This is a genomic window from Vibrio sp. 070316B, from assembly GCF_013114115.1.
GTDB lineage: Bacteria > Pseudomonadota > Gammaproteobacteria > Enterobacterales > Vibrionaceae > Vibrio > Vibrio chagasii_B.
The window spans coordinates 114,928-138,043 of record NZ_VTYC01000006.1; the positions used below are offsets into that span (position 1 = coordinate 114,928).

Annotated in this window: 16 protein-coding genes; 10 read left to right on the forward strand and 6 right to left on the reverse strand. The window is 43.4% G+C overall.

All coding sequences use genetic code 11. The features are described 5' to 3' along the window. Positions 1–280: 280 nt before the first annotated feature. The 3 genes from emrD (at position 281) to xthA (ending at position 4,878) form a co-directional block, all read left to right on the forward strand. On the forward strand, positions 281–1,486 hold the full coding sequence (emrD, locus tag F0251_RS07535) for a multidrug efflux MFS transporter EmrD (protein ID WP_171730704.1): 1,206 nt from the start codon (positions 281–283) through the stop codon (positions 1,484–1,486). 333 nt (positions 1,487–1,819) lie between these two features. Further along, a complete protein-coding gene (locus F0251_RS07540; protein ID WP_171730717.1) occupies positions 1,820–3,910 on the forward strand; it encodes a S9 family peptidase in 2,091 nt (696 codons plus the stop codon). Positions 3,911–4,071: 161 nt separating this feature from the next. After that, entirely contained in the window at positions 4,072–4,878 is an 807-nt protein-coding gene (xthA, locus tag F0251_RS07545) for an exodeoxyribonuclease III (RefSeq protein ID WP_102425973.1), read from the forward strand. Between the two features lie 40 nt (positions 4,879–4,918). Here the strand turns inward: xthA and F0251_RS07550 are convergent, their stop codons facing one another. The 5 genes from F0251_RS07550 to F0251_RS07570 all read right to left on the reverse strand — a co-directional run bounded on the left by F0251_RS07550 (position 4,919) and on the right by F0251_RS07570 (position 11,199). Beyond that, entirely contained in the window at positions 4,919–7,777 is a 2,859-nt protein-coding gene (locus tag F0251_RS07550; protein WP_171730705.1) for an ImpA family metalloprotease, read from the reverse strand. Positions 7,778–7,997: 220 nt separating this feature from the next. Then, positions 7,998–8,675, reverse strand: a complete 678-nt coding sequence (locus F0251_RS07555; protein ID WP_102426428.1) for an ABC transporter permease — start codon at positions 8,673–8,675, stop codon at positions 7,998–8,000. 2 nt (positions 8,676–8,677) lie between these two features. Next, a complete protein-coding gene (locus tag F0251_RS07560; protein WP_008220137.1) occupies positions 8,678–9,418 on the reverse strand; it encodes an ABC transporter permease in 741 nt (246 codons plus the stop codon). 79 nt (positions 9,419–9,497) lie between these two features. Further along, the gene (locus F0251_RS07565; protein WP_004737411.1) at positions 9,498–10,268 is read right to left on the reverse strand and encodes an ABC transporter substrate-binding protein; all 771 of its coding nucleotides are present in this window, start codon (positions 10,266–10,268) and stop codon (positions 9,498–9,500) included. A gap of 160 nt (positions 10,269–10,428) precedes the next feature. Continuing rightward, a complete protein-coding gene (locus F0251_RS07570) occupies positions 10,429–11,199 on the reverse strand; it encodes an ABC transporter ATP-binding protein (RefSeq protein WP_061034198.1) in 771 nt (256 codons plus the stop codon). Positions 11,200–11,982: 783 nt separating this feature from the next. Between F0251_RS07570 and F0251_RS07575 the strand changes: the two genes are divergently transcribed. The 6 genes from F0251_RS07575 (at position 11,983) to F0251_RS07600 (ending at position 19,904) form a co-directional block, all read left to right on the forward strand. Continuing rightward, positions 11,983–13,524: a DUF3360 family protein gene (locus F0251_RS07575; protein WP_008220142.1), complete on the forward strand. Its 1,542-nt coding sequence runs from the start codon at positions 11,983–11,985 to the stop codon at positions 13,522–13,524. 307 nt (positions 13,525–13,831) lie between these two features. Then, complete coding sequence (gene pflB, locus F0251_RS07580; RefSeq protein ID WP_061034197.1) at positions 13,832–16,108, forward strand: formate C-acetyltransferase; 2,277 nt, start codon at positions 13,832–13,834, stop codon at positions 16,106–16,108. 203 nt (positions 16,109–16,311) lie between these two features. Beyond that, entirely contained in the window at positions 16,312–17,313 is a 1,002-nt protein-coding gene (locus tag F0251_RS07585; protein WP_171730706.1) for a lipid A deacylase LpxR family protein, read from the forward strand. Positions 17,314–17,476: 163 nt separating this feature from the next. Next, positions 17,477–18,217 carry a pyruvate formate lyase 1-activating protein gene (gene pflA / locus F0251_RS07590; protein ID WP_061034194.1) on the forward strand — a complete coding sequence of 247 codons (741 nt, stop codon included), beginning with the start codon at positions 17,477–17,479 and terminating at the stop codon, positions 18,215–18,217. 220 nt (positions 18,218–18,437) lie between these two features. Then, complete coding sequence (locus F0251_RS07595) at positions 18,438–18,938, forward strand: YfbU family protein (RefSeq protein ID WP_061034193.1); 501 nt, start codon at positions 18,438–18,440, stop codon at positions 18,936–18,938. A 396-nt stretch (positions 18,939–19,334) separates the two neighbouring features. Further along, positions 19,335–19,904 carry an outer membrane beta-barrel protein gene (locus tag F0251_RS07600; protein ID WP_171730707.1) on the forward strand — a complete coding sequence of 190 codons (570 nt, stop codon included), beginning with the start codon at positions 19,335–19,337 and terminating at the stop codon, positions 19,902–19,904. A 144-nt stretch (positions 19,905–20,048) separates the two neighbouring features. Here the strand turns inward: F0251_RS07600 and F0251_RS07605 are convergent, their stop codons facing one another. Next, the gene (locus F0251_RS07605) at positions 20,049–20,762 is read right to left on the reverse strand and encodes a MipA/OmpV family protein (protein ID WP_171730708.1); all 714 of its coding nucleotides are present in this window, start codon (positions 20,760–20,762) and stop codon (positions 20,049–20,051) included. Positions 20,763–21,158: 396 nt separating this feature from the next. On the opposite strand from F0251_RS07605, the gene F0251_RS07610 reads away from it, so the two are divergent. Further along, complete coding sequence (locus tag F0251_RS07610) at positions 21,159–23,093, forward strand: PrkA family serine protein kinase (RefSeq protein ID WP_004737402.1); 1,935 nt, start codon at positions 21,159–21,161, stop codon at positions 23,091–23,093. Positions 23,094–23,116: the final 23 nt, after the last annotated feature.

Sequence of the window (23,116 nt, forward strand, 5' to 3'; positions counted from 1 at the left end):
GCGCACCACCACCTCAGGTAATCAAAACCTTGTTCAATCACTCATAATATTTCAATAGCTTCCTCCTGCAACACTTACTCGTTTCACATAGAATAAGGATTAGTTTTTCTAATCCACACCATAGATTTTTATCTTGATCAACTTCACATTTTTTGATTGCTAATTCGGCAATCAAACTCTAATATCTCGCGCCTAGATTCCCTAATCGCTTTATTCAATTGGCTCTCCCTAATGGAGCGCTAAGGCTTTTTACGTTTTTAATTTTTGGAGAGATACGCAAATGTCCGCCTCGTTTCCATTAGCGAAACTTACCTTTTTAATCGCTATTCTGACAGCCGTAGGTCAAATGACTCAAACGATGTACGTGCCTTCTATCGGTCATATGGCAGGTGAGTTCTTGGTTTCTGCGTCTTCACTTCAAGCAGTGATGGCGTGTTACCTGATCCCTTATGGTTTGTCGCAATTTGTTTACGGTCCGCTTTCAGATCGCCTCGGTCGTAAACCAATCATCGTCGCAGGCTTAGTTATCTATATCCTAGGTACCTTGGTAGCCTTATTTGCTCATGAATACGAATGGTTCTTGGTGGGTAGCTTTATTCAAGGACTGGGCATTGGTTGTGGCGGCGCGATGTCTCGCACATTGACCCGTGACTGTTTTGAGGGCGCTGAGTTACACCGTGCGAACAGCTTAATCAGCATGTGTGTGATTTTCTCCCCATTAATGGCACCTGTATTGGGCGGTTACCTAACAGAAGCTTTTGGCTGGCGTTCTAGCTACTTGTTTCTAGCACTGTTTGGTATCGCTGTGGTGATCACCATGATGACCAGCATGATGGAAACATTGCCAAAAGAGCGACGCAAAAATGAATCAGTCGTCAACAGCTACAAGTTTGTTATGTCTGACAAACGCTTCCAAGGCTTCTTGCTGGTACTAGTGGCAACATTTGCGGGCGTAGCAGTGTTTGAGGCAGCAGCTGGCGTATTGCTGGGCGGTGTACTTGGCTTGCCGGCAACCACCGTGAGTTTGCTGTTTGTGTTACCGATTCCGGGTTACCTCGTGGGTGCAGGTCTATCGAGTTACATCGCGCAACGTCGCTCTGAGCGCCGAGCACTGAATGTTGGTCTAGTATCGATCTTAGTTGGCTCAGCTGTGGTGCTTATCCCGGGTCTGTTTGGTCAAACAACCGCATTAACTTTGATTGGCGGTGCAACCATTTACTTCTTGGGCGCTGGTATCTTATTTCCAGCCGCGACAACGGGAGCACTTTCGCCATTCCCATATCACGCAGGTACGGGCGGCGCGATCTTAGGTGGTATGCAGAACCTAGGTGCCGGTATTGCAACACTGTTGGCATCGTTCTTCCCAGCTCAAGATCAGCTGCCACTGGGTTGCTTGATGATTACCATGTCACTTATCGCGATGCTTGGTTTACGTTGGGTTAATCGTAAGCCTGATCACTCAAACGAAATGCCATTGGCTATCTAAAGTAAAACGCAAATCTTGCCCAAACAAAGAAGAGGGACATGCTGAAAGGTGTGTCCCTTTTTTATTACCCGTTTACCCTTACATGATGTCTACCACTAATTTCATCAAACATTACTTTGATTTTTTAAAAACAATAACAGACACTTACGATGAAAGTGCATATCCAGAATCCAATTATAAATAATATCACTGGAAGGAAACTAACCACTAAAGGATGCTGGCAATAAAACGAGTAAGGTGCACACTAAGGATATATAGATGCGTTTCGCTTTAACCACATTAGCCGTATCGGTCGCGCTTGTCGCCGGATGCAGCAATCAAGGAACAACAACCATGAACCACTACTCTCCATCGCAACTCATCGCTCAACAAACCCAAGCTCCCGTTGCTAAGAAAGTCCCTCATTCAATGACGACTCATGGTGACACGCGAATTGATGATTACTATTGGATGCGTGATGATGAACGTCAAGACCCAGAGATCTTGCAGCATCTCGAGCAAGAGAACCAATATGCCGAGACTGTTCTGAAACACACAGAAGCATCTCAAGAACAGTTATTTGAAGAGATCAAAGGCCGAATCGCGAAAGACGACAATTCGGTACCAGTTCGTAAAGGTAGCTATTACTACTCAAATAAAGTCACAGGTGACAACGAATACCCAGTTCATTTGCGCGAAAAACACTTTTTAGGAATAGACAAACAAGTCATCTTAGACGTTAACGAACTCGCCAAAGAACATGAATTCTTCAGCATTGGTGGCCTATCAGTCAGCCCGAACGAAAATATGTTGGCCTATGGCGAAGATACACTGAGCCGCCGCATTTACACCATTAAGATTAAAGACCTGACAACAGGTGAATACCTAAACGACGAAATTGAAGGTGCTTCGAGCGCTATCGCATGGCAAAACGACAACCAAGCCTTCTACTACATCAAGAAAGATCCACAAACTTTACTCGGCTATCAAGTTTACCGCCACGTATTGGGTACACCTCAAACAAGCGATGAGCTGGTCTACGAAGAAGCTGACAGCGCTTACTACACCAGCATCAGTAAGAGTAAAGATGGCGAGCAGGTATACATTTGGCACTCGAGCACTGAAACCAGTGGTGTTTCAATTATTGATGCCAATAACCCAAATGCAAAAGCCGAAGCCTTCTACCCAAGAGAAACGGGTATTGAGTACAGCATCGCCAAGCTAGAGGATTGGTATTACATCTACACCAACTACCAAGCGGTCAACTTCCGTTTGATGAAAACAACGGCTGAAGACATGCATGACCGTTCAAAATGGGTCGATGTCATTCCGGCTGACGACAACGTACAGCTTGTCGATTTTGAGCTATTTAATGATCATCTGGTTTACGAGCAGCGTTCAAATGGCTTGTCTACAGTGAAGGTTCGTCAACTCTCTACAGGCAAAGAATTTCCACTTGAGTTCAACGACACCGCTTTTGCTGCCTACCTAACAAGTAACTATGAGTTAGATAACTCTAAAGTTCGAGTCTATTACAGCAGCCTAACGACTCCTGGCACTTACTATGATTTCGACCTTAATACAGGTGAATCAGAGATCATGAAACAAACGCCGGTATTAGGTGATTTCGATGCTGATAATTACCAATCAGAGCGAATCATGATCACGGCTCGCGATGGTAAGCAAGTACCAGTCTCTTTGGTTTATCGCAAAGATCTATTCAAGAAAGACGGTACTAACCCTCTCTACCAATATGCCTACGGATCTTACGGGCACACAATCGAACCAACTTTTAGCTCAGCTCGTCTGAGCCTACTTGATCGCGGATTCGTTTATGCTATCGCGCATATTCGAGGTTCAGAGATGTTGGGACGTCCTTGGTATGAAGATGGCAAAAAGCTGACTAAACAAAACACGTTCAATGACTTCATCGATGTCACTAAAGGCCTAGTTGAAGAAGGTTATGGCGCGAAAGATAAAGTGTTCGCAGTGGGCGGTTCGGCTGGCGGTCTATTGATGGGCGCAATCATCAATCAAGCACCTGAGTTATATCGAGGCATTGGCGCTCATGTTCCATTTGTTGACGTGGTAACGACCATGCTTGATGAATCAATTCCTCTTACAACCAACGAATACGACGAATGGGGTAACCCTAACAATAAAACCTATTACGATTACATGTTGAGTTACTCGCCATACGACAACGTCAAAGCTCAAAACTACCCGAACATGTTAGTGACAACCGGTCTGCATGATTCGCAAGTACAATACTTTGAACCTATGAAGTGGGTAGCGAAGTTGCGTGAGATGAAAACAGACAGCAATGTACTTGTGTTCAAAACCGACATGGAAGCAGGTCACGGTGGTGCATCAGGTCGATTTAAACGATTAAAAGAAGACGCACTGGAATACGCATTCTTTTTAGATTTGCTCAAGACTCAATAGATTCAACGCAAGTACCCACGTCGTTTTATGTCGCCATTTTGTCTCTACAAATGGCGACATACATTATTAAGCATGGTTAAATACGATTAACTATGAAACTCACCAAATCAAATAATCTTTGCTGCACTATAGGCAAAGGTTTACGAGAGGTATAAAAATAAATGAAAGTAATTAGCTTCAACATCAATGGCCTAAGAGCTCGCCTTCACCAACTGCAAGCGGTTATCGACAAACACCAACCTGACGTGATTGGTTTACAAGAGATCAAAGTGCACGACGAGGCCTTCCCAATTGCTGATGTTGAAGCAATGGGCTACAAGGTTTACTTCCACGGGCAAAAAGCACACTACGGTGTTGCTATGCTGTGTAAGCAAGAACCTATCTCTGTACAGAAAGGTTTCCCAACAGACAATGAAGACCATCAAAAACGTATGATCATGGCGACGTTTGAAGATGAAAATGGCGAAAAGGTTACTGTGCTAAATGGCTACTTCCCTCAAGGGGACAACATCAAGCATGAAACCAAATACCCATACAAGCGTGAGTTCTACAAAGACTTGATGACCTACCTGAACGACTATCACAACAAAGATGAGCAGATCATCGTGATGGGTGACATCAATATCAGCCCTATCGATGCAGACATCGGTATCGGCGAGCCAAATGCAAAACGTTGGTTGAAAACGGGCAAGTGTTCATTCCAGCCTGAAGAGCGTGAATGGCTAAAAACATTGATGGATTGGGGCTTCGTAGATACGTTCCGTCAACTACACCCAGAAGTCACAGATCAATACTCATGGTTTGATTACCGTTCAAAAGGTTTCGTGGATAACCGCGGCCTGCGTATTGACGTTGTACTAGCAACTCAGAAACTTGCTGATAAGTGTACGGAAGCAGGCATCGACTACGAACTGCGCGGTATAGAAAAACCATCAGATCACGCGCCAATTTGGTCGACGTTTAAATAAAAAAATCAGGGAGCATTTGCTCCCTGATTATTTCCCGAGTCTAATTTATTGGCCAAGCCGTTGAGCCATCAACACTAATTGGTCTCTTAGCAAACTCATCTACACAATACCCTTGGTTTGAACTTGCAAAATAGGTTAACGGCATTGGTACTAAGCTCATAGTCGCGACTTGTTGCTTCGCTTTATCCGAGAAGTTGAAGCCCCACATATCTAAATAGTTCCTCATATCGCGCTCATTCACATAGCTTAATGCAATCAACAACCAGTCATCATTGGTGATTTGGTTTGCTTCATCTCTAGAATAGCTATCAAATCCAATTGTCTGTTTTTTGGTGTTCCAAAGCTCATCGCTGGATTTAAGGCGGTTAAACTCACGTTCAATCAAGTGAAGTCGCCCAAGCATATGCCAGCCGTAATCCAATACGCCCTGCTCTTGTACCAACATCATCATTTGAATGAAGATTCTTGCTCCCCAACTCCAGCTCGTTTGGTTTTGCTGCGCCATATGGGCGTTTGGGTCTGGTTGATTTCGACTTTCCTGCAAAAGCTCATATTGGCCTTTGAAGTCTAACCCCTGACATGAAGATACTTTTCCTGTATCCCGATAGTATTGGGACTTACTGTAGTACGAGTAATAGTTGGTCGTAGCGTGCCCATCCCAACCGCTAAACCTAAATCGACCACGCTCTAAGCCATGCCCCAACTCGTGAAGATCACCATGCCCTAATGGATGAAACGACCAATAGGCATCATACGGGTTTCCTGAACAACCATAGCCACAGTTAGCTTGGTCTGCGTTCATATGCTTTACAATGTCAATGGTCGCAATTTCCCAGCCCTTTGCCTCTCCGTATTGGTGTATTTCAGCAATTTCATCAATACCCGGCCCTTTAAAGCCTGCAAGTGCATGAGGAAAGTTATGTACATAACGCTCTGTGGCGAGAGCCATATCATGAGGCTGAGCCCAGTCATCTGAACCGATAGATTCCTTCATTTTTTCCAGCTTTGAGTGAACTTCAAACCCTGGGGTAATTAGCTCAGCCCAATCAAAATTTCCTTCTTCGAGCTGTGCTACAAAGCTGTCGTTGTCAGCTTCACTTCTCCAGACAGGGTGCTGTGCGACATTTTCAAAACGCAGTTCCACGTCAATATCATTGGTATCAAAGTGAACCTGTAGTGTTCCGCCATAAGCAGAAGTAAGAGAAATCGTCTCTCCCGGTTTCACTGGATAGGTTACCGAGGTTAAAAACTTTGGCCGAGCGTAACCGTCATTGCCTGAAAACTCGTGTGTCGCGCCGCTGCGCAATGTATTAAATGCAATAGACGTAGCCACATCGTTATTGTCTAAGCGAGTCACCTTGATTGTCTTACCCGGCAAGGCATACAAACCAGCGGATCGGAAGCTTCTTTTAGACTCCAAAGCAATGGTTTTCGTGACGAGCGGTACATTATCAAAGCTCTTGGTACTAAAGTTACCTAAACTTGGTTGCGCCGCGTTATACAGTCGACTGTTGTATGTTGCGTAATCACTGTAATAAGAACGAAGAAAATCAACCCTCTCTGTCACGCCTTTACCCATTGGGTACTGAACATATTGACGGTAATGGTCAGCAAGTAGCAATAACAGCTTTTCATACTCGTAATAATCCGTTGCAAACAGGTCGACTTTTTTACTATCAAGCGACGTTAAATGTGCGCGAATGCTGTTTGCTGCGGTATAGAACTCTTCATCCATATTGGATTCATCAGGGCAAGATTTGTCATCACAGGTGCTTAAGTCAACGGTGAAGCTGTCATCTTTCAGTCTTTGTAAAAGCGCTTGTTGTTGAACAATATTGTCCGGCATCTGATTAATGAGCTGTGTCGAGTCCCAGTTAGACAGACCAAGCTTACGCCAATAGTTATCACCCACATAAGTCATGTGCATTTCAGTAAACAAGGCGTTGCCTAATTCCGTCATACCGCCATCAAGATGCAAGTACAGCACCGGAATGTTTTTATTAAACGCTAAACGTACCCCTTCTATAACATCTTCAATACTATCTCCGGCATTCAGCTTTTGAGACAAAATCAACAAATCAGGGTTATTGGCTTCAAGACACTGGCTTAACTGACTGCCATCACAAGCGTTATCAGCGTTGGTAACCATAGAAGCATTAACATTGTCAGTTAACCAGTTTCGTGTCGCTTGATCATCTGGGAAGTAATAAGACTGATCGAGCTGGGCTAACACGACTTTTTTGGGCTCATCTGTCCCTGAAACCCAGGTAACCAAATTCTTCAACCAAGTGTTCATTTCTTCATTAACAGAATCGGGGAAACGTTGCTTCGTTCTAAAAGGGTTGCTCGCGAGTGCAGCATAATGCCCTTTACTCCCTGTATAACCCGCAACCCCAATGGCCAACTCTTGATCGGCGTAGCCATCTTGCATCGCTTTGTTTGTTTTCAAAATGACATCGTTAAAGCCATAGGTGGGTAAAATAATGGCGGTGTCATGCGTTGGATCCCAGTGGAGATTACGCAGTGGCTCACCTTCTGAGCTTTGAGATAAGGCTTGTTTAATCTGATTGTAATCTTCGTTGTATTGAGCAACTAACGCTTGGCTTGCCTCAATGAACTCGGAGGAATTAACAACATAAGAAGCATTGCCAGTTGACAAGGCTTTTTGAACAGCGGTTTGTGGGATTGGGGTAATATCTGGCTCACCGCTTCCATCACCGTCATTCCCTCCTCCACCAGAACCACCAGAACCACCAGAACCACCAGAACCACCAGAACCACCAGAACCACCAGAACCAGTTTGAACACTTTCACCGCCGCTACCACCACCGCCGCATCCTAAAAGTGATATCGCGATAGCAAAAACAACAAAATTAGACAGTAAGCTACTCTTTTTCATCATTATTCCATACAACAACAAAATTTCGCCGAGTCTATCTATAGTTGAATCTAAAGCAATTATTCTAATGAATGTGTGAACGCAATTTGAAGCAAGTTAACTGTTTTGAACAATCGATAGCTCTCCGAGATAAACCTATCCAAGGCCATCACTGAATTTTCTTCTGATACAAAAAAACGGCGCTCAATGAGCGCCGTTTTGTTAACTATACAGAATGCTATTAACTAAGTGGTCTTAAGTAAGCTAGGAAACGTTTCTCTGCGAATTTGAAAATCGCGATGATGATAAACGTTAGTGCCATATAGAACAGACCTGCGGTTAGGAAGGATTCAAATGGAGCGTAGTAACGTGAGTTAACCAAACGCGCTGCCCCTGTTAAATCCATGATAGTTACGATACCAGCAACGGCTGAACCGTGAAGCATGAAGATAACTTCGTTACTGTAAGCCGGCAGTGCACGACGTAAAGCACTTGGTAAAATGATACGACGGTAAGTCTTCGGTGTACTCATGCCGTATGCTTTTGCCGCTTCCACCTCACCTTTCGGTAAGCCGTTAATTGCACCACGGATAATCTCAGCCGTGTAAGCAGAAGTATTCAGGATGAATGCCACCAACGCACAGAACCATGCGTTTTCCCATAGTGTGTCTTTCACTGGGAAGAACTGATCCATGCCGTAATAAATCAAATAAAGCTGTACCAGTAATGGTGTGCCACGGAAGAAATAGATAAACGACCACGCAGGAGCATTAATCAACATATTGTGACTGTTACGAGCTATAGCTAATGGTATGGCAACAAACAAGCCAATAATCAAAGCGACGCACACCATCCAAGCTGTTGTCCATAGACCACCAAGGTAAATCGGCAGGCTTTCAATTATCAATGAAAAGTCCATAACTACCTCGCGTGGATGCTGAATTTACGTTCAACAAGTTTAAGTAAACCTGTCGATACGCTGGTGAAGAACAAGAAGATAAGTGCCACCGTCATGTAGAAGGTAAACGGCATTTTGGTTGAACCGGCCGCTAATGCGCTAACACGCACCATGTCTTCTAGGCCGATAATGGAAACCAAAGCTGTGGTTTTAAGTAAAACCAACCAGTTGTTACCAAAACCAGGTAGTGCATGACGAATCATCTGCGGAAGCAGTATGCGGTGAAACGCCTTTACAGGGCTCATACCGTAAGCTTTTGCCGCTTCCATTTCACCGGCATCCACAGCCATGATCGCACCACGAAATGTTTCTGCCATGTAAGCACCAAAGATGAAGCCTATGGTCAAGACACCAGCAACAAATGGGCTAACATCAATATAATCAGGTAAGTAAGAAGTCCACTCATGGTTAGGATCACTGGATGTGAACCACTCATTGAGCCACTCATTGATGGAATACAAACTGTTGTTTAAAAGGATTTGTCCACCAAAGAAAATCAGCATCATCAACACGAGATCTGGAATGCCTCGAATGACGGTTGTGTAGAGGGTTGCAATAGCACGAGCCCAGCGGTAAGGCGCAAGCTTTGCTAAGGCACCTAGCATACCAAGAACCATAGCTAAAATTAGCGACAGCAAGGCAACTTCGATTGTCAGCACCGCCCCTTTCAGGATCGACGCTTCATATCCTTGTAAATCAAACATAATGAATTCCAACAGAACTGCGAAAAAGTTGGTAAGACAGGGAGAGGGTTACCTCTCCCTTAAGAATTGACGCTAGAGATTACTGACCGTATACGTCGTAGTTGAAGTACTTAGCCGCGATATCTTGGTAGATGCCTTTTTCACGTAGAGAAAGGATTGCCGCATCTAGCTTCTTAGTTAGGTCTTTGTCTTGCTTACGTAAAGCAATACCAAAACCTTCACCGAACCATTTAGGATCTGTTAGTGATGGACCAACAAACTCGTACGCTTCACCGCCCGCTTTGTTCAGTACACCTTCTTCTAGAGCAGAAGCATCACCTAGTACAGCTGCAACACGACCATTTGCTAGATCAAGATAAGCTTCATCGAAAGAACCGTAACGAACGATTTCAACCGTGTCACCGTAGTTGTCTGTTAGGTATTTATCGTGAGTTGTTGCACGTTGAACGGCAATTTTTTGACCGCTTAAGTCATCGAAGTTAAGACCTGCGCCTTTCTTAGCGATGAACTTGTTTGGGATAAGTGCGTATTTACCAGTGAAGTCGATTTTCTTCTTACGTTCTTCAGTGATAGACATTGCCGCGATGATCGCATCATATTTACGAGCAAGTAGAGAAGGAATAATACCATCCCAGTCTTGTGCAACGATTTTACATTGCACCTGCATTTCAGTACAAAGCGCGTTAGCCATGTCCACGTCGAAGCCTTTCAGTGAACCATCTGCTTCTGTCCAGCTAAATGGAGGGTAAGCACCTTCAATACCAAAGCGTACTGTTTTCCATTCTTTCGCTTGAGCTACGCCTGTTGCCGCAGTTGCAGCAAGTGCCGCGACTAATAACCACTTTTTCATATCCCTACTCCTGTGATTTAGGTTTTTATGTTTTGCTAATTTTAATATTGTTTTGCTTATTGAACTGTGTTGTTGTGTTTCATTGTTTACACCACCGCCATTGACCTTAGCAGTAATGTTTCAATTCTGTTCTATTTCGCCATTCACCTGCCAAGACCAACTAGTAGATCGAGGAGATAAATTGTTGTAATCGCTCAGACTCTGGGTTCGTAAACAGTTTAGCTGGATCGCCCTGTTCTTCCACTAGACCTTGGTGCAGGAACATCACATGGTTTGATACGTCACGAGCAAAAGCCATTTCATGTGTTACCACAAGCATGGTTCTTCCTTCTTCTGCTAGATCGCGCATTACACCAAGTACTTCCCCTACTAATTCAGGGTCAAGTGCTGATGTTGGTTCATCAAACAGCATTACCTCAGGGTCTACTGCTAACGCTCTTGCAATCGCAGCACGTTGTTGTTGTCCACCAGATAAGTGACCCGGATAGTAATCTTTACGCTCATACAGACCTACTTTCTTGAGTAGTAACTCCGCATTTTCAATCGCTTGTGCTTTAGGTACACCTAAGACATGAACAGGTGCTTCGATAACATTTTCGAGAACGGTCAGATGAGACCAAAGGTTGAACCCCTGAAAAACCATCGCCAATCGAGAACGGATTCGTTGGACTTGTTTTTCATTAGCAGGAACAGACACACCTTGACGATTATTTTTCATTTGAATTAATTCACCATTAACCCAAATTTCGCCTGCAGTCGGTGTCTCTAGAAGGTTGATACATCTAAGGAAAGTACTTTTACCCGATCCTGAAGATCCGATAATCGATACCACATCGCCTTTATGCGCAGAAAGTGAAATTCCCTTTAAAACTTCATTTTGACCAAACGTTTTGTGTAGATCCTTTATGTCCAGCGCCGGTACATCTTTCATGCGCTTTCTCTCCCAAGTTTGTGAAAATGCAAGGTACTCCGACCTTTTCATGCGATACAAACTAGCACCACACGGATTAACATGCAACAAATTATTAACCTAATAATTTGGAATAAATAGCACTTCACTCTGACTTATTATGCAAAAGGTAGCGTTTTCGCCTCAATTTTATGAATGACTTCTATCAATAAGCTATAAATCCAATGCTTACATTGTTTAAATAAAGTTAACCAAAATGAGATTCTCGTAGCCTAATGTCTCACAAGAAAAACAACTTTGGTGAACGAAGAAGTGTCATTTACAACGAAACCAGAAAGCGCCAATAAAAGCATGCTGCACGTACTATAAGTCACAATTATTTTATGGTTATTACATTGTAAATGTTTGGCTGAAGAGGGATAAAAGTGAAATAACTCAATAAGAATCAGCAACTCAGCGCTTTCCTTTATAAGCAATACCTCGAGAAGGTAGGTAAACGTCAATTTGTGAAAACAAATTACACGATTCATCAATGGTACGTTAATGAATCGCTCCGTTTTGTAGCTTTCTTTCACATACACTCATAAAGTGATCAAGATCAATCACCCTAAAGGGTAAGCTTGTTAGACTCCTCAGCACACAATAAGGCATTAAAAATGCCATACATTTCTTTTAACTTAGCTGCATAAAGCACATCAAAACCGTGCAACATAATGTTAATGAGTTATAACTAAGAAATAACACAATTACGCGAAATTATAGAATTCAATTTTAGAATTACTAACATAAAAATATGAGGAATCTATGTCAGACGTTGTCAATAATGCGAACTCTGAAGTAGAAGAGAAAAGCTATAAAGAGCTACACCGCCCTGCTTCTGAATTTGAGAACCGCTCAGATTATCTAGATCACGAACTTCAAATCATGAAGCCTCGCCGCTTTGGCCTAAACCTTCCTGGCCGTGACTTCCGCTTTGAACTAGAAGACCTTGTTCCTGCACTGGCTGGTACCATTGGTATCATCGCGATGTACTCTGCAGTAATGATGTCTTGGGCTGAAGGCCTAACTCAAGCTTGGGATCACGTAAACCTTGGTAAAGACTTTGCGATTGAAGTAGCTCGTGTAGAAATGCTTATCCCTGCACTGCTGTTCTGTATCCTTGCTTCTGGTTTCTTTAACCCTAAAGCTAACCTTGCCGGTAACCACGGCCCAATGATTCCTCTTATTGGTACCATCGCTCTAGCTGGTGCTCACCCTCTTGCATTGGCAATCCTTATCGGTGTCTTCGGTCTTATCCTAAGCTTCCTAAAAGGTGGGTCTAAACTTGTTAACCTTACCTCTGAAGGTACGGCGGGTGGCTTGCTCATCTTCTTGGGTCTAACCGGAACAATGAGCCAAATCAACTCAATTCAAGCTTGGGCTGTTGGTCTTCAGTCTGACACAGTCGCTGCTGGTAGCATGGGTTACATCGGTTTGATTGTTCTAGCCGTTACCATCGGTCTATATGCATTCCTTGCGAAAGTGAACAAGCGTTGGTTAGCAATCCCTGTTTGTGCTTTCACTGGTCTAGCTATTGCTCTAGTACTTGGTGCTGGTTTCGATATCAAATTCGTAACTGAAACAGGCATTCCAAACCTAAACCCAATCTACTGGTGGGGTTCTACTGAAGAAGGTTGGATGCTTGGTTTACCAAACGTTGAGCACTTCATCGCTTCTCTACCATTTGCAATCCTAGCAGTAGCAATGTGGTCACCTGACTTCCTAGGTCACCGTATCTTCCAAGAACTGAACTACCCGAAAAAGTCTGAAAAAGTACTGATGGACGTAGATGACACAATGACTATGTGTTCAGTTCGTCAAATGGTAGGTACAGCAGTTGGTGGTGGTAACATCACTTCATCTTGGGGTACTTACATGATCCCAGCGGCTATCGCGAAACGTCCAATCCCTGGCGGCGCAATCTTGCTTGGCTCTCTATGTATTATTGTTGCGATTCTTGGCTTCCCAATGGACGTAGCAGTATGGCCACCAGTGATGCGTGTTGCGCTACTTGTAGGTGTATCTCTACCTCTACTTGAAGCGGGTATGCAGATGGTTAAAGATTCAAAAGACTCTCAAGCAGCTGGTATCTGTATCTTTGGTTCAGCGGTCGTTAACCCTGTACTAGCATGGGCACTGACTATGCTTCTAGATAACAACGGCCTAATTGGTGATAAAGAGCGTGCTAAGCGTCTATCATTTGTAGACAAGATTGTTATCCCAGTTGGTGTTTTGGTTATTTGTCTAGTAGCAATGCTTGCAGTTGGTATGCTAGAAAGCCAATATGGTCTAAAAGCTTGGCTATAATCTCCTTTACTACACAAAAGTAGTAATCGGATTAAAAAAAAGTTTGGGTGGCAACCCCTGCCACTCAAACTTTTTCAACTTTTTTTAGCATTTATTGATTTAGTTTAAGGTTTGCAGAAATTTTTTAGCGTAGTCTTGATTACATAGAGTAAAGACAACATATAAAAAGTAGTGACAATATATATAACTATATGAAGCACATATGCTCATATATATTGTTATTAATAAGAGTGTACTACCCTTACGAGGGGCGCTGGCTCAACAGTGTTAATGTACGTGTTTTTTCTACTAAAAAGGTAGGTATGTCATGGCAGAGCAATTTGCTAAAGCTTGGGAAGATTTTGCTGCAGGTGAGTGGCAAAGCGAAGTAAACGTTCGTGATTTCATTCAAAAGAACTACACGCCGTATGAAGGCGACGAGTCTTTCCTAGTTTCTGAGGGTACTGAAGCAACTAACAAGCTTTGGGCTTCGGTAATGGAAGGTATCAAACAGGAAAACGCAACTAAAGCACCTGTAGATTTCGATACTTCTGTTATCTCTACCATTACTGCTCACGATGCAGGTTACATTGAGAAAGATCTTGAGACTATCGTTGGTCTACAAACTGAGAAACCACTAAAACGTGCAATCATCCCTAACGGTGGTGTACGTATGGTTGAAGGTTCTTGTAAAGCATACGGTGAAACTCTTGACCCAATGGTTTCAAAAATCTACTCAGAATACCGCAAAACACACAATGCTGGCGTTTTCGATATCTACACTCCTGATATCCTAAAATGTCGTAAGTCTGGTGTTCTGACTGGTCTTCCTGATGCTTACGGCCGTGGTCGTATCATTGGTGACTACCGTCGTGTTGCACTTTACGGTATCGACTTCCTAATGAAAGACAAGCAAGCTCAATTTGCTTCTCTTCAAGAGCAATTCGAAAACGGCGAAAACCTAGCAGAAACAATGCAACTTCGCGAAGAGATCTCTGAGCAACACCGCGCTCTAGGTCAAATCAAAGAGATGGCTGCTAAGTACGGCTTCGATATCTCTGAGCCAGCTCAAACTGCTCAAGAAGCTATCCAATGGACTTACTTCGCTTACCTAGCGGCTGTTAAGTCTCAAAACGGTGCTGCAATGTCTCTAGGTCGTACTTCGACTTTCCTAGACATCTACATCGAGCGTGATATCGCTGCAGGCAAGATCACTGAAGTTGAAGCTCAAGAAATGATCGACCACTTCGTAATGAAGCTACGTATGGTTCGTTTCCTACGTACTCCTGAGTACGATGAGCTATTCTCTGGCGACCCAATCTGGGCAACAGAGTCTATGGGTGGTATGGGTATTGACGGTCGTACGCTAGTAACGCGTTCTAACTTCCGTTTCCTAAACTCTCTATACACTATGGGTCCTTCTCCAGAGCCAAACATCACTGTTCTTTGGTCTGAGCAACTACCTGACGGCTTCAAGCGTTTCTGTGCGAAGGTATCTATCGATACTTCTTCTATCCAGTACGAAAATGATGACCTAATGCGTCCTGACCTAGAGTCTGATGATTACGCTATCGCTTGTTGTGTATCTCCAATGATCGTTGGTAAGCAAATGCAGTTCTTCGGTGCTCGTGCTAACCTTGCGAAAACAATGCTTTACGCAATCAACGGCGGTGTAGATGAGAAGCTAAAACTTCAAGTAGGTCCTGTTTCTGACAAGATCACTGACGAAGTTCTTAACTACGATGACGTAATGGGTCGCCTAGACACATTCATGGATTGGCTAGCTAAGCAATACGTGACTGCACTAAACAGCATTCACTACATGCACGACAAGTACAGCTACGAAGCGTCTCTAATGGCTCTTCATGACCGTGACGTTCGTCGTACTATGGCTTGTGGTATCGCTGGTCTATCTGTTGCAGCTGACTCACTATCTGCAATTAAGTTCGCGACTGTTAAACCAATCCGCGACGAAGATGGCATCGCAACTGACTTCGAAATCGAAGGCGATTACCCTAAATACGGTAACAACGACGCTCGTGTAGATGATATCGCTTGTGAACTAGTTTCTACGTTCATGAACAAGATCCGTAAGCTTAAGACTTACCGTAACTCTATCCCTACACAGTCAGTTCTTACTATTACATCAAACGTTGTATACGGTAAGAAAACAGGTAACACTCCAGACGGTCGTCGTGCTGGTGCTCCTTTCGCTCCTGGTGCTAACCCAATGCACGGTCGTGATGAGAAAGGTGCTGTAGCGTCACTAACGTCTGTAGGTAAACTACCGTTTGCTGATGCACAAGATGGTATCTCGTACACGTTCTCTATCGTACCTAACGCTCTTGGTAAAGATGCTGAAGGTCAGAAAGCGAACCTTGCAGGCCTAATGGATGGTTACTTCCACCACGAAGCTGGCATTGAAGGTGGTCAACACCTTAACGTGAACGTTCTTAACCGCGACACTCTAGAAGACGCAGTTAAGCACCCTGAGAAATACCCTCAGCTAACAATCCGTGTATCTGGTTACGCTGTACGCTTCAACTCTCTAACTGCAGAGCAACAAGCTGACGTAATCGCACGTACATTTACTGAGTCTCTATAAGCTCACGCTCAATAGACAGTAAATAATAATTAGCCTCGCCAATGTGCGGGGCTTTTTTATATCTGATGCTAATTCCAATAACACCAACATTCTCCCTAAATGTTAGATATTGAACAAAAAAGGTCTTTTCCATTCACTTTTTTTCCACAAATTCGTGCAAATTACGGTAATATCGCGGTTCATAATTTAAGAGTAACTGCTCCATGAAATACCTTCGTTGTTTACCCCTGCTTCTTCTCTCTTTTTCATCTTTGGCGTCTGAACGTTCTACGGTCACTTTCGCATTAGACAATGATGGAGTTTTTGGCGTTGACCAAGACTATACCAACGGACTGTTTCTGGGTTACACATCATCAAGCATTACGCCATACGATTGGGTAAAACCATTAAGCCTATCTTACTGGGGCGCGAGCTCTTTAGATAAATGGGAGGTCACCCTTGGCCACAAAATGTATACCCCTTCTGATATCGAATTAGAAACGCCATCAGCGAACGACCGCCCATACGCAGGTTACTTACACACAGAACTCAACTACATAAGTTTGAACCCACAACAAGCTCAGCGTTTTAACATTACGTTTGGTACCACCGGTGAACGAGCGCTTTCTGAAGATGCTCAAAAACTGGTTCACTCGATCACTAAATCAGATGAGCCTTTAGGTTGGGAATACCAAGTGGATGATGAGTGGGCAGGCAGCGTTGGTTACCTAAGTCATTTCAACCTAATGCGTAATCAAGCGTTGGCGAATACCGACTTCGAGATCTCTAACGTTTCAGAAATCAACGTGGGTAACTTTAGAAGCGATATTTCATCAGGCTTTATGTTCCGTTGGGGTACTGACCTAGGTGGTAACTTTGGTGCGGCTAATATCACAAGCGAAAATCCATTTAAACCCGGGATGATCGGTGCTTCGAACACAGGCTGGTTTACCTATGCAGGCCTAGAAGGTCGTTACCGTTTCAATGACTTAACGATTGAAGGTGACCGCTCTGGTGTTGATGAATACGCGAATAAAAACAATGAAGATCCAGCTATCTACGACGTAACTCTAGAGAACCTTCAAGCGACAGCAGTCATGGGTGTGGCTTGGTACAACCAATACGTTGGTGCATCCTTTGCACTAACTGCAAAAACACCAGATTACAAAGAAGCGAAAGAGTCTATCTACACCACCGGTGGCATTACCATGTTCGCGTTCTTCTAGCGAATCACTCAAGCTTTCACGTTTACTTTTCAAGTTTGATAAAGGCAATCATCTTCCGTGGTGATTGCCTTTATTTTTAAAGGTCTCGTTACGATTTGACCCTATTTTATGTACCGTTTTTGTAATAAAATAAAGGGCATAAATTCCTCTACGAGAATAGCTCATGTCTACAACTGGTCGCATTCACTCATTCGAATCTTGTGGTACTGTCGATGGCCCTGGTATCCGCTTTATTGTGTTTCTTCAAGGCTGCTTAATGCGTTGTATGTACTGTCACAACCGCGATACATGGGACCTGCATGATGGCAAAGAAGTCACTGTAGAAGAAATCATCAACGAAGCGAAATCTTATCGCCACTTCATGAAAGCGTCTGGTGGTGGTATCACCTGTTCTGGTGGTGAAGCGATGCTACAACCTGAGTTTGTCCGCGACTTCTTCTTAGCTGCTAAGGCTGAAGGTATCCATACTTGTCTTGATACCAATGGCTATATTCGTAAGCATACTGACGTTGTTGATGAGGTTTTAGACGCAGCTGACCTTGTAATGCTCGATCTGAAACACATGCGTGATGAAATTCATCATGATTTCATTGGTGTATCTAACAAACGTACTCTCGATTTTGCCCGTTACCTTCATAAGATTGGTAAAACGACTTGGATTCGTTACGTGATTGTTCCTGGATACACAGACACACCAGAAGATGCACATCTACTTGGTGAGTTCATTAAAGACATGGACAACATCGAAAAAGTAGAGCTGCTTCCTTACCACAAACTGGGTGCGCATAAATGGGAAGCTCTTGGTTTGGACTACCCTCTTGAAGGCGTAAACCCGCCAAGTAAAGAGACAATGGATGAAATTGTTGCGGTTCTAAGCCAATACCACTCCAACGTAAAATACTAATACCAACGGTATTTAAAACCTGTTTCAAACGCCTCAATTTCGATTGGGGCGTTTTCTTTTTCGAGCCAAACAATCCTTTCACTTTTCTTTACAACTTTTGTTTATCAATTCAAAAAATCATATTAAATCCGTGTTGAGATCATGTTTCCACTCGTAGGAATGCTGTTACTCTTACTTCAACAAAAGAATACAACATTTAGTTTTTAGTGAGGCTTCTCCCATGGAAATGACCAATGCTCAGCGTCTAATTCTATCAAATCAATACTACCTAATGTCTCAAATGGATCCTGAGAACTCAGCTAAATATCAACGTCTACAAACGATTGTAGAGCGTGGTTACGAACTCCAAATGCGTGAGCTTAACAAAGAGTTTGGTTGTTTGACTGAAGCAGAATGTCGCGAAATCATCGACATCATGGAGATGTACCATGCAATGCAAGAGTCGAACAAAATGCTTGCAGAAGACGAGCGTAAAGAAGTTGATCAGCGTCGCCTACAGTTCTTAGGTTTCGACATTGCATCTGAAGCGCAAATCGTACACTACGTACGTTTCCTAGTTGACTCTGAAGGCCTTTACCCTCAGTTCGACAAAGCGGATCACCACTTCAATAGCCAAATGCCAATGCTAGACAAATACCGTCGCATGCTAACAACATGGCGCAACTGCCCTCGTCAGTACCACCTATGTGCGACAGAGCTATCTCAAATCTTCAGTGCTTAATGCATAAAAAGTTAAGCCTCAGATTGGCTTAAAACGTTTCAAAAAAGGGTTACTCATCACGAGTAACCCTTTTTTCATGTCTGCATATAATGAGAGAAAACGGGAACTATTAAGCGACGTGGATATGAAGCGTGCTTTAGATACAGAAAACACACATTAATCATGAAAATAAGATATTAAACATCGAACCGTTTCCCATTAATTTCTCTGATATCGCCCATTAACCAATGAGCATAAGCCTATGACTTATAAGTAATAAGCTCATTCACCTTTATTAATTCTACATCGAAACATTTAATACAAATTAAAAATCGCCACCCCAATTTCGAACGGTGTTTTTTATTTTAAAGAAGTAGCTAGAATGCTCACCGAAATTAATTAACCAGAGCGATAAACATGAGAAAATTCATCCTTGCATCACTAGCTATTCTGTCAACTTCATCTTTCGCAGCTAACGACATGTACGTACTTGGCGGCGTTGGCATCAATGAAGACGACACAGGCGTACAATTCACTGTTGGCTCACAAATTCTTGATACCAATTTTTATCTTGAATCAACAATGAATTACATAGACTCCGACAGCAATGAGGTTACGTCGGACGTACATGGTGACCTAACTAAGTACAAAGGCAATTTGAAACACTTCAAAATGTCTTTAGCGCCAATGTACAAATATAGCTTCGATGAGTCTTTTGCTATCTACGGTAAAGCTGGTCTTGCTTACTCTAACCTCAACTCTAAATTAACGATTACTGATAAAGATGGCTCAGTGAATAGTAAGTACTCAGATAGCGAATGGGGTGCAACTTACGGCATAGGTGCTGAATTTAAGTCACCGAAACCAATGTTTGGTAACTCGAAGTTTATGGCGCGTGTTGGTTTCGATTGGTACGACTTTAGCTCAGGTAACGTTAATCTAGGTAGTGACGGTACTCTAGGTCTACAAGCCGGTTTCACTTTCTAAAATATTAAGCAGAAAGGTTTACAGTAGTTAAACAGATCACCGTAATCACGATTCTTGGAGTCTTGACGTCAACCGGTCTGTATCTCGCATCAATAAAAAGGGTTACTCATCGCGAGTAACCCTTCTGCATCCACTTCTTTTTGGCTAAAAAACGTAAGCAACACCGACGTTTGCCGCCATATTAATTCCGCTTTCTAAGATTGGACTATTCTCGATATCACCCTCTAGGTTGGTGTAACGAACACCACCAGTCACTCGAATATTCGGCGTTACATGTAAGTAACCACCTAAACCAATAAAGTACTGGCCATCCCAATCGGCATCAAACTCGTTTAGATTCGTTCTTGCAGCTTCTGCTGAGCTCACACCATACAAGTGGTTGTTCAAGCGTTCACTGTTGTAAGCGTAACCAATCGAAGGCGTAATCGCCCAGCCATTGCGGCGAATAGGCAGGCGCCAAGCCGCTTCAGCATAAATACCGTTGTGCCTAAAGCCTAAGTCTGAGCCCGCTGTTGCCTCAAACATACCCACCAGCGTAATCACTTGATAGCTGACGCCACCTAATACCGAAGCTTTACGTTCATCTAGTTTTTGAATATCCACATTGTCTGAGTCACCTGGCTTTAATGTTCTTGGATCATAAACCGCTCGAAACACAATATTCTGAGGTGAGCCGGCTGGTAACAAACGATAGCCAGCGCTGAATCCACGCATGAAAAAGTGTTCACCTTCATAGCCAATCATCGGAATAACCGCGCGATTTGACGGCGTGTCTTTGTACACAGCAGGAGAATAAGAAGCAGCCACACCCAATGACCATTGTGATATTTTTGCGTGCGTAGTGGTCGCCGTTAACATTACTGTTCCAACAATGGCGATTTTTAACCAAAGACTCTTCACTGTTTCTACCTATTTTTTAAGCGATTTCTGATAACGCTGCGCATTATATGGTACTACATTCCAAAAAATCAATAGAACCCAGTAATACATCCGATACACATAAATACAGTGTGGGAATTGTAAAATGGTTTAAAAACACAAAACGAAAGACCAAAACCCTTCGTATATAAAATTATTGGATTCTACTCGCATCAAGTTGCCTATAGCTTTAGCGGGTCTTTCAACACGCAAAATTGTAAATAAATACATAATTGTTAAGCAAAATTGTGGAAGCGGGTCTAACCTTAAAATGTAGGGAGAGCCTATTTTTCAATCGCTCGTCAGTTTTGACTGGTTAACAAGGGGAATGTGACTATGAGTATATTTGACCACTATCAATCACGTTATGAAGCAGCCAAGGAAGAAGAGCTGACACTGCAAGAGTTCTTGGCGCTGTGTAAAGACGACAAAAGTGCTTACGCCAACGCCGCGGAGCGCTTACTTCTGGCTATTGGCGAACCTGAGGTTATTGACACCGCGCAAGACCCTCAATTAAGTCGCATTTTCTCGAACCGAGTTATATCTCGTTACCGTGAATTCGAAGATTTTTACGGCATGGAAGACGCGATTGAACAGATTGTTTCCTATCTAAAACACGCTGCGCAAGGCCTAGAAGAACGTAAACAGATTCTTTACTTGCTTGGTCCTGTGGGCGGCGGTAAATCATCGCTTGCTGAAAAGCTAAAAGCACTGATGCAAAAGCTACCTATTTACGTACTTTCTGCTGACGGTGAACGAAGCCCAGTAAACGACCACCCATTCTGTCTATTTGACGTCAATGAAGATGGCGACTTACTGAAAAACGAGTATGGCATCGAAAAGCGCTATCTTCGTTCGATTATGTCTCCATGGGCTGCAAAACGCCTGCATGATTTCGGCGGCGACATTTCTAAATTCAAAGTCATCAAGCTACGCCCTTCTATCCTCGACCAAGTGGCGATCGCGAAGACAGAGCCTGGTGATGAAAACAACCAAGATATCTCTTCCCTAGTTGGTAAAGTAGATATCCGTAAACTAGAACACTTCTCTCAAGATGATCCAGATGCCTACAGCTACTCAGGTGCGCTATGTAAAGCTAACCAAGGCCTGATGGAATTCGTAGAGATGTTCAAAGCGCCGATCAAGGTACTACACCCTCTACTAACAGCAACTCAAGAAGGCAACTTCAACGGTACTGAAGGGCTTTCTGCACTGCCATTCGACGGTATGATTCTGGCTCACTCGAACGAATCCGAGTGGCAGACATTCCGCAATAACAAGAACAATGAAGCCTTCCTTGACCGTGTGTACATTGTAAAAGTCCCTTACTGTCTGCGCGTTTCTGAAGAAGTTAAGATCTACAAGAAACTGCTTGAGCACAGTGAACTGTCGAATGCACCGTGTTCACCAAGCACACTCGACCTGCTATCGCAATTCAGCATCCTATCGAGACTGAAAGAGCCTGAGAACTCATCCCTGTTCTCGAAAATGCGCGTTTACGATGGTGAAACCCTTAAAGATACCGATCCAAAAGCGAAGAGTTACCAAGAGTACCGCGACTACGCAGGTGTAGACGAAGGTATGTCTGGTCTATCGACTCGTTTCGCCTTTAAGATTCTATCTCGCGTGTTCAACTTCGACCAAGCCGAAGTGGCCGCTAACCCGGTTCATCTGTTCTACGTCATTGAACAACAAATTGAACGTGAGCAATTCCCTCAAGAAACCGCCGAGAAGTACCTTGAGTTCTTGAAAGGGTATCTAGTGCCACGCTACGTAGAGTTCATCGGCAAAGAAATTCAAACCGCTTACCTAGAGTCTTACTCTGAGTACGGTCAGAATATCTTCGACCGCTATGTAACCTACGCAGACTTCTGGATTCAAGACCAAGAGTACCGCGATCCAGAAACAGGCCAGCTATTTGACCGTGCTTCTCTAAATGGTGAGCTAGAGAAAATCGAGAAAACAGCCGGTATCAGTAACCCTAAAGACTTCCGAAATGAGATTGTGAACTTTGTGCTTCGTGCCAAAGCGAACAATAACGGTCAAAATCCGGTTTGGACCAGCTACGAGAAACTGCGCACTGTGATTGAGAAGAAAATGTTCTCCAACACAGAAGAGCTGCTTCCTGTTATCTCGTTCAACGCTAAGACCTCTACGGATGATCAGAAAAAGCACGACGACTTCGTTGCTCGTATGATGGAAAAAGGCTACACCGAGAAACAAGTGAGACTGCTATCTGAGTGGTACCTAAGAGTTCGTAAATCCTCATAACTAAACGGTATAGAGCTGCTCAT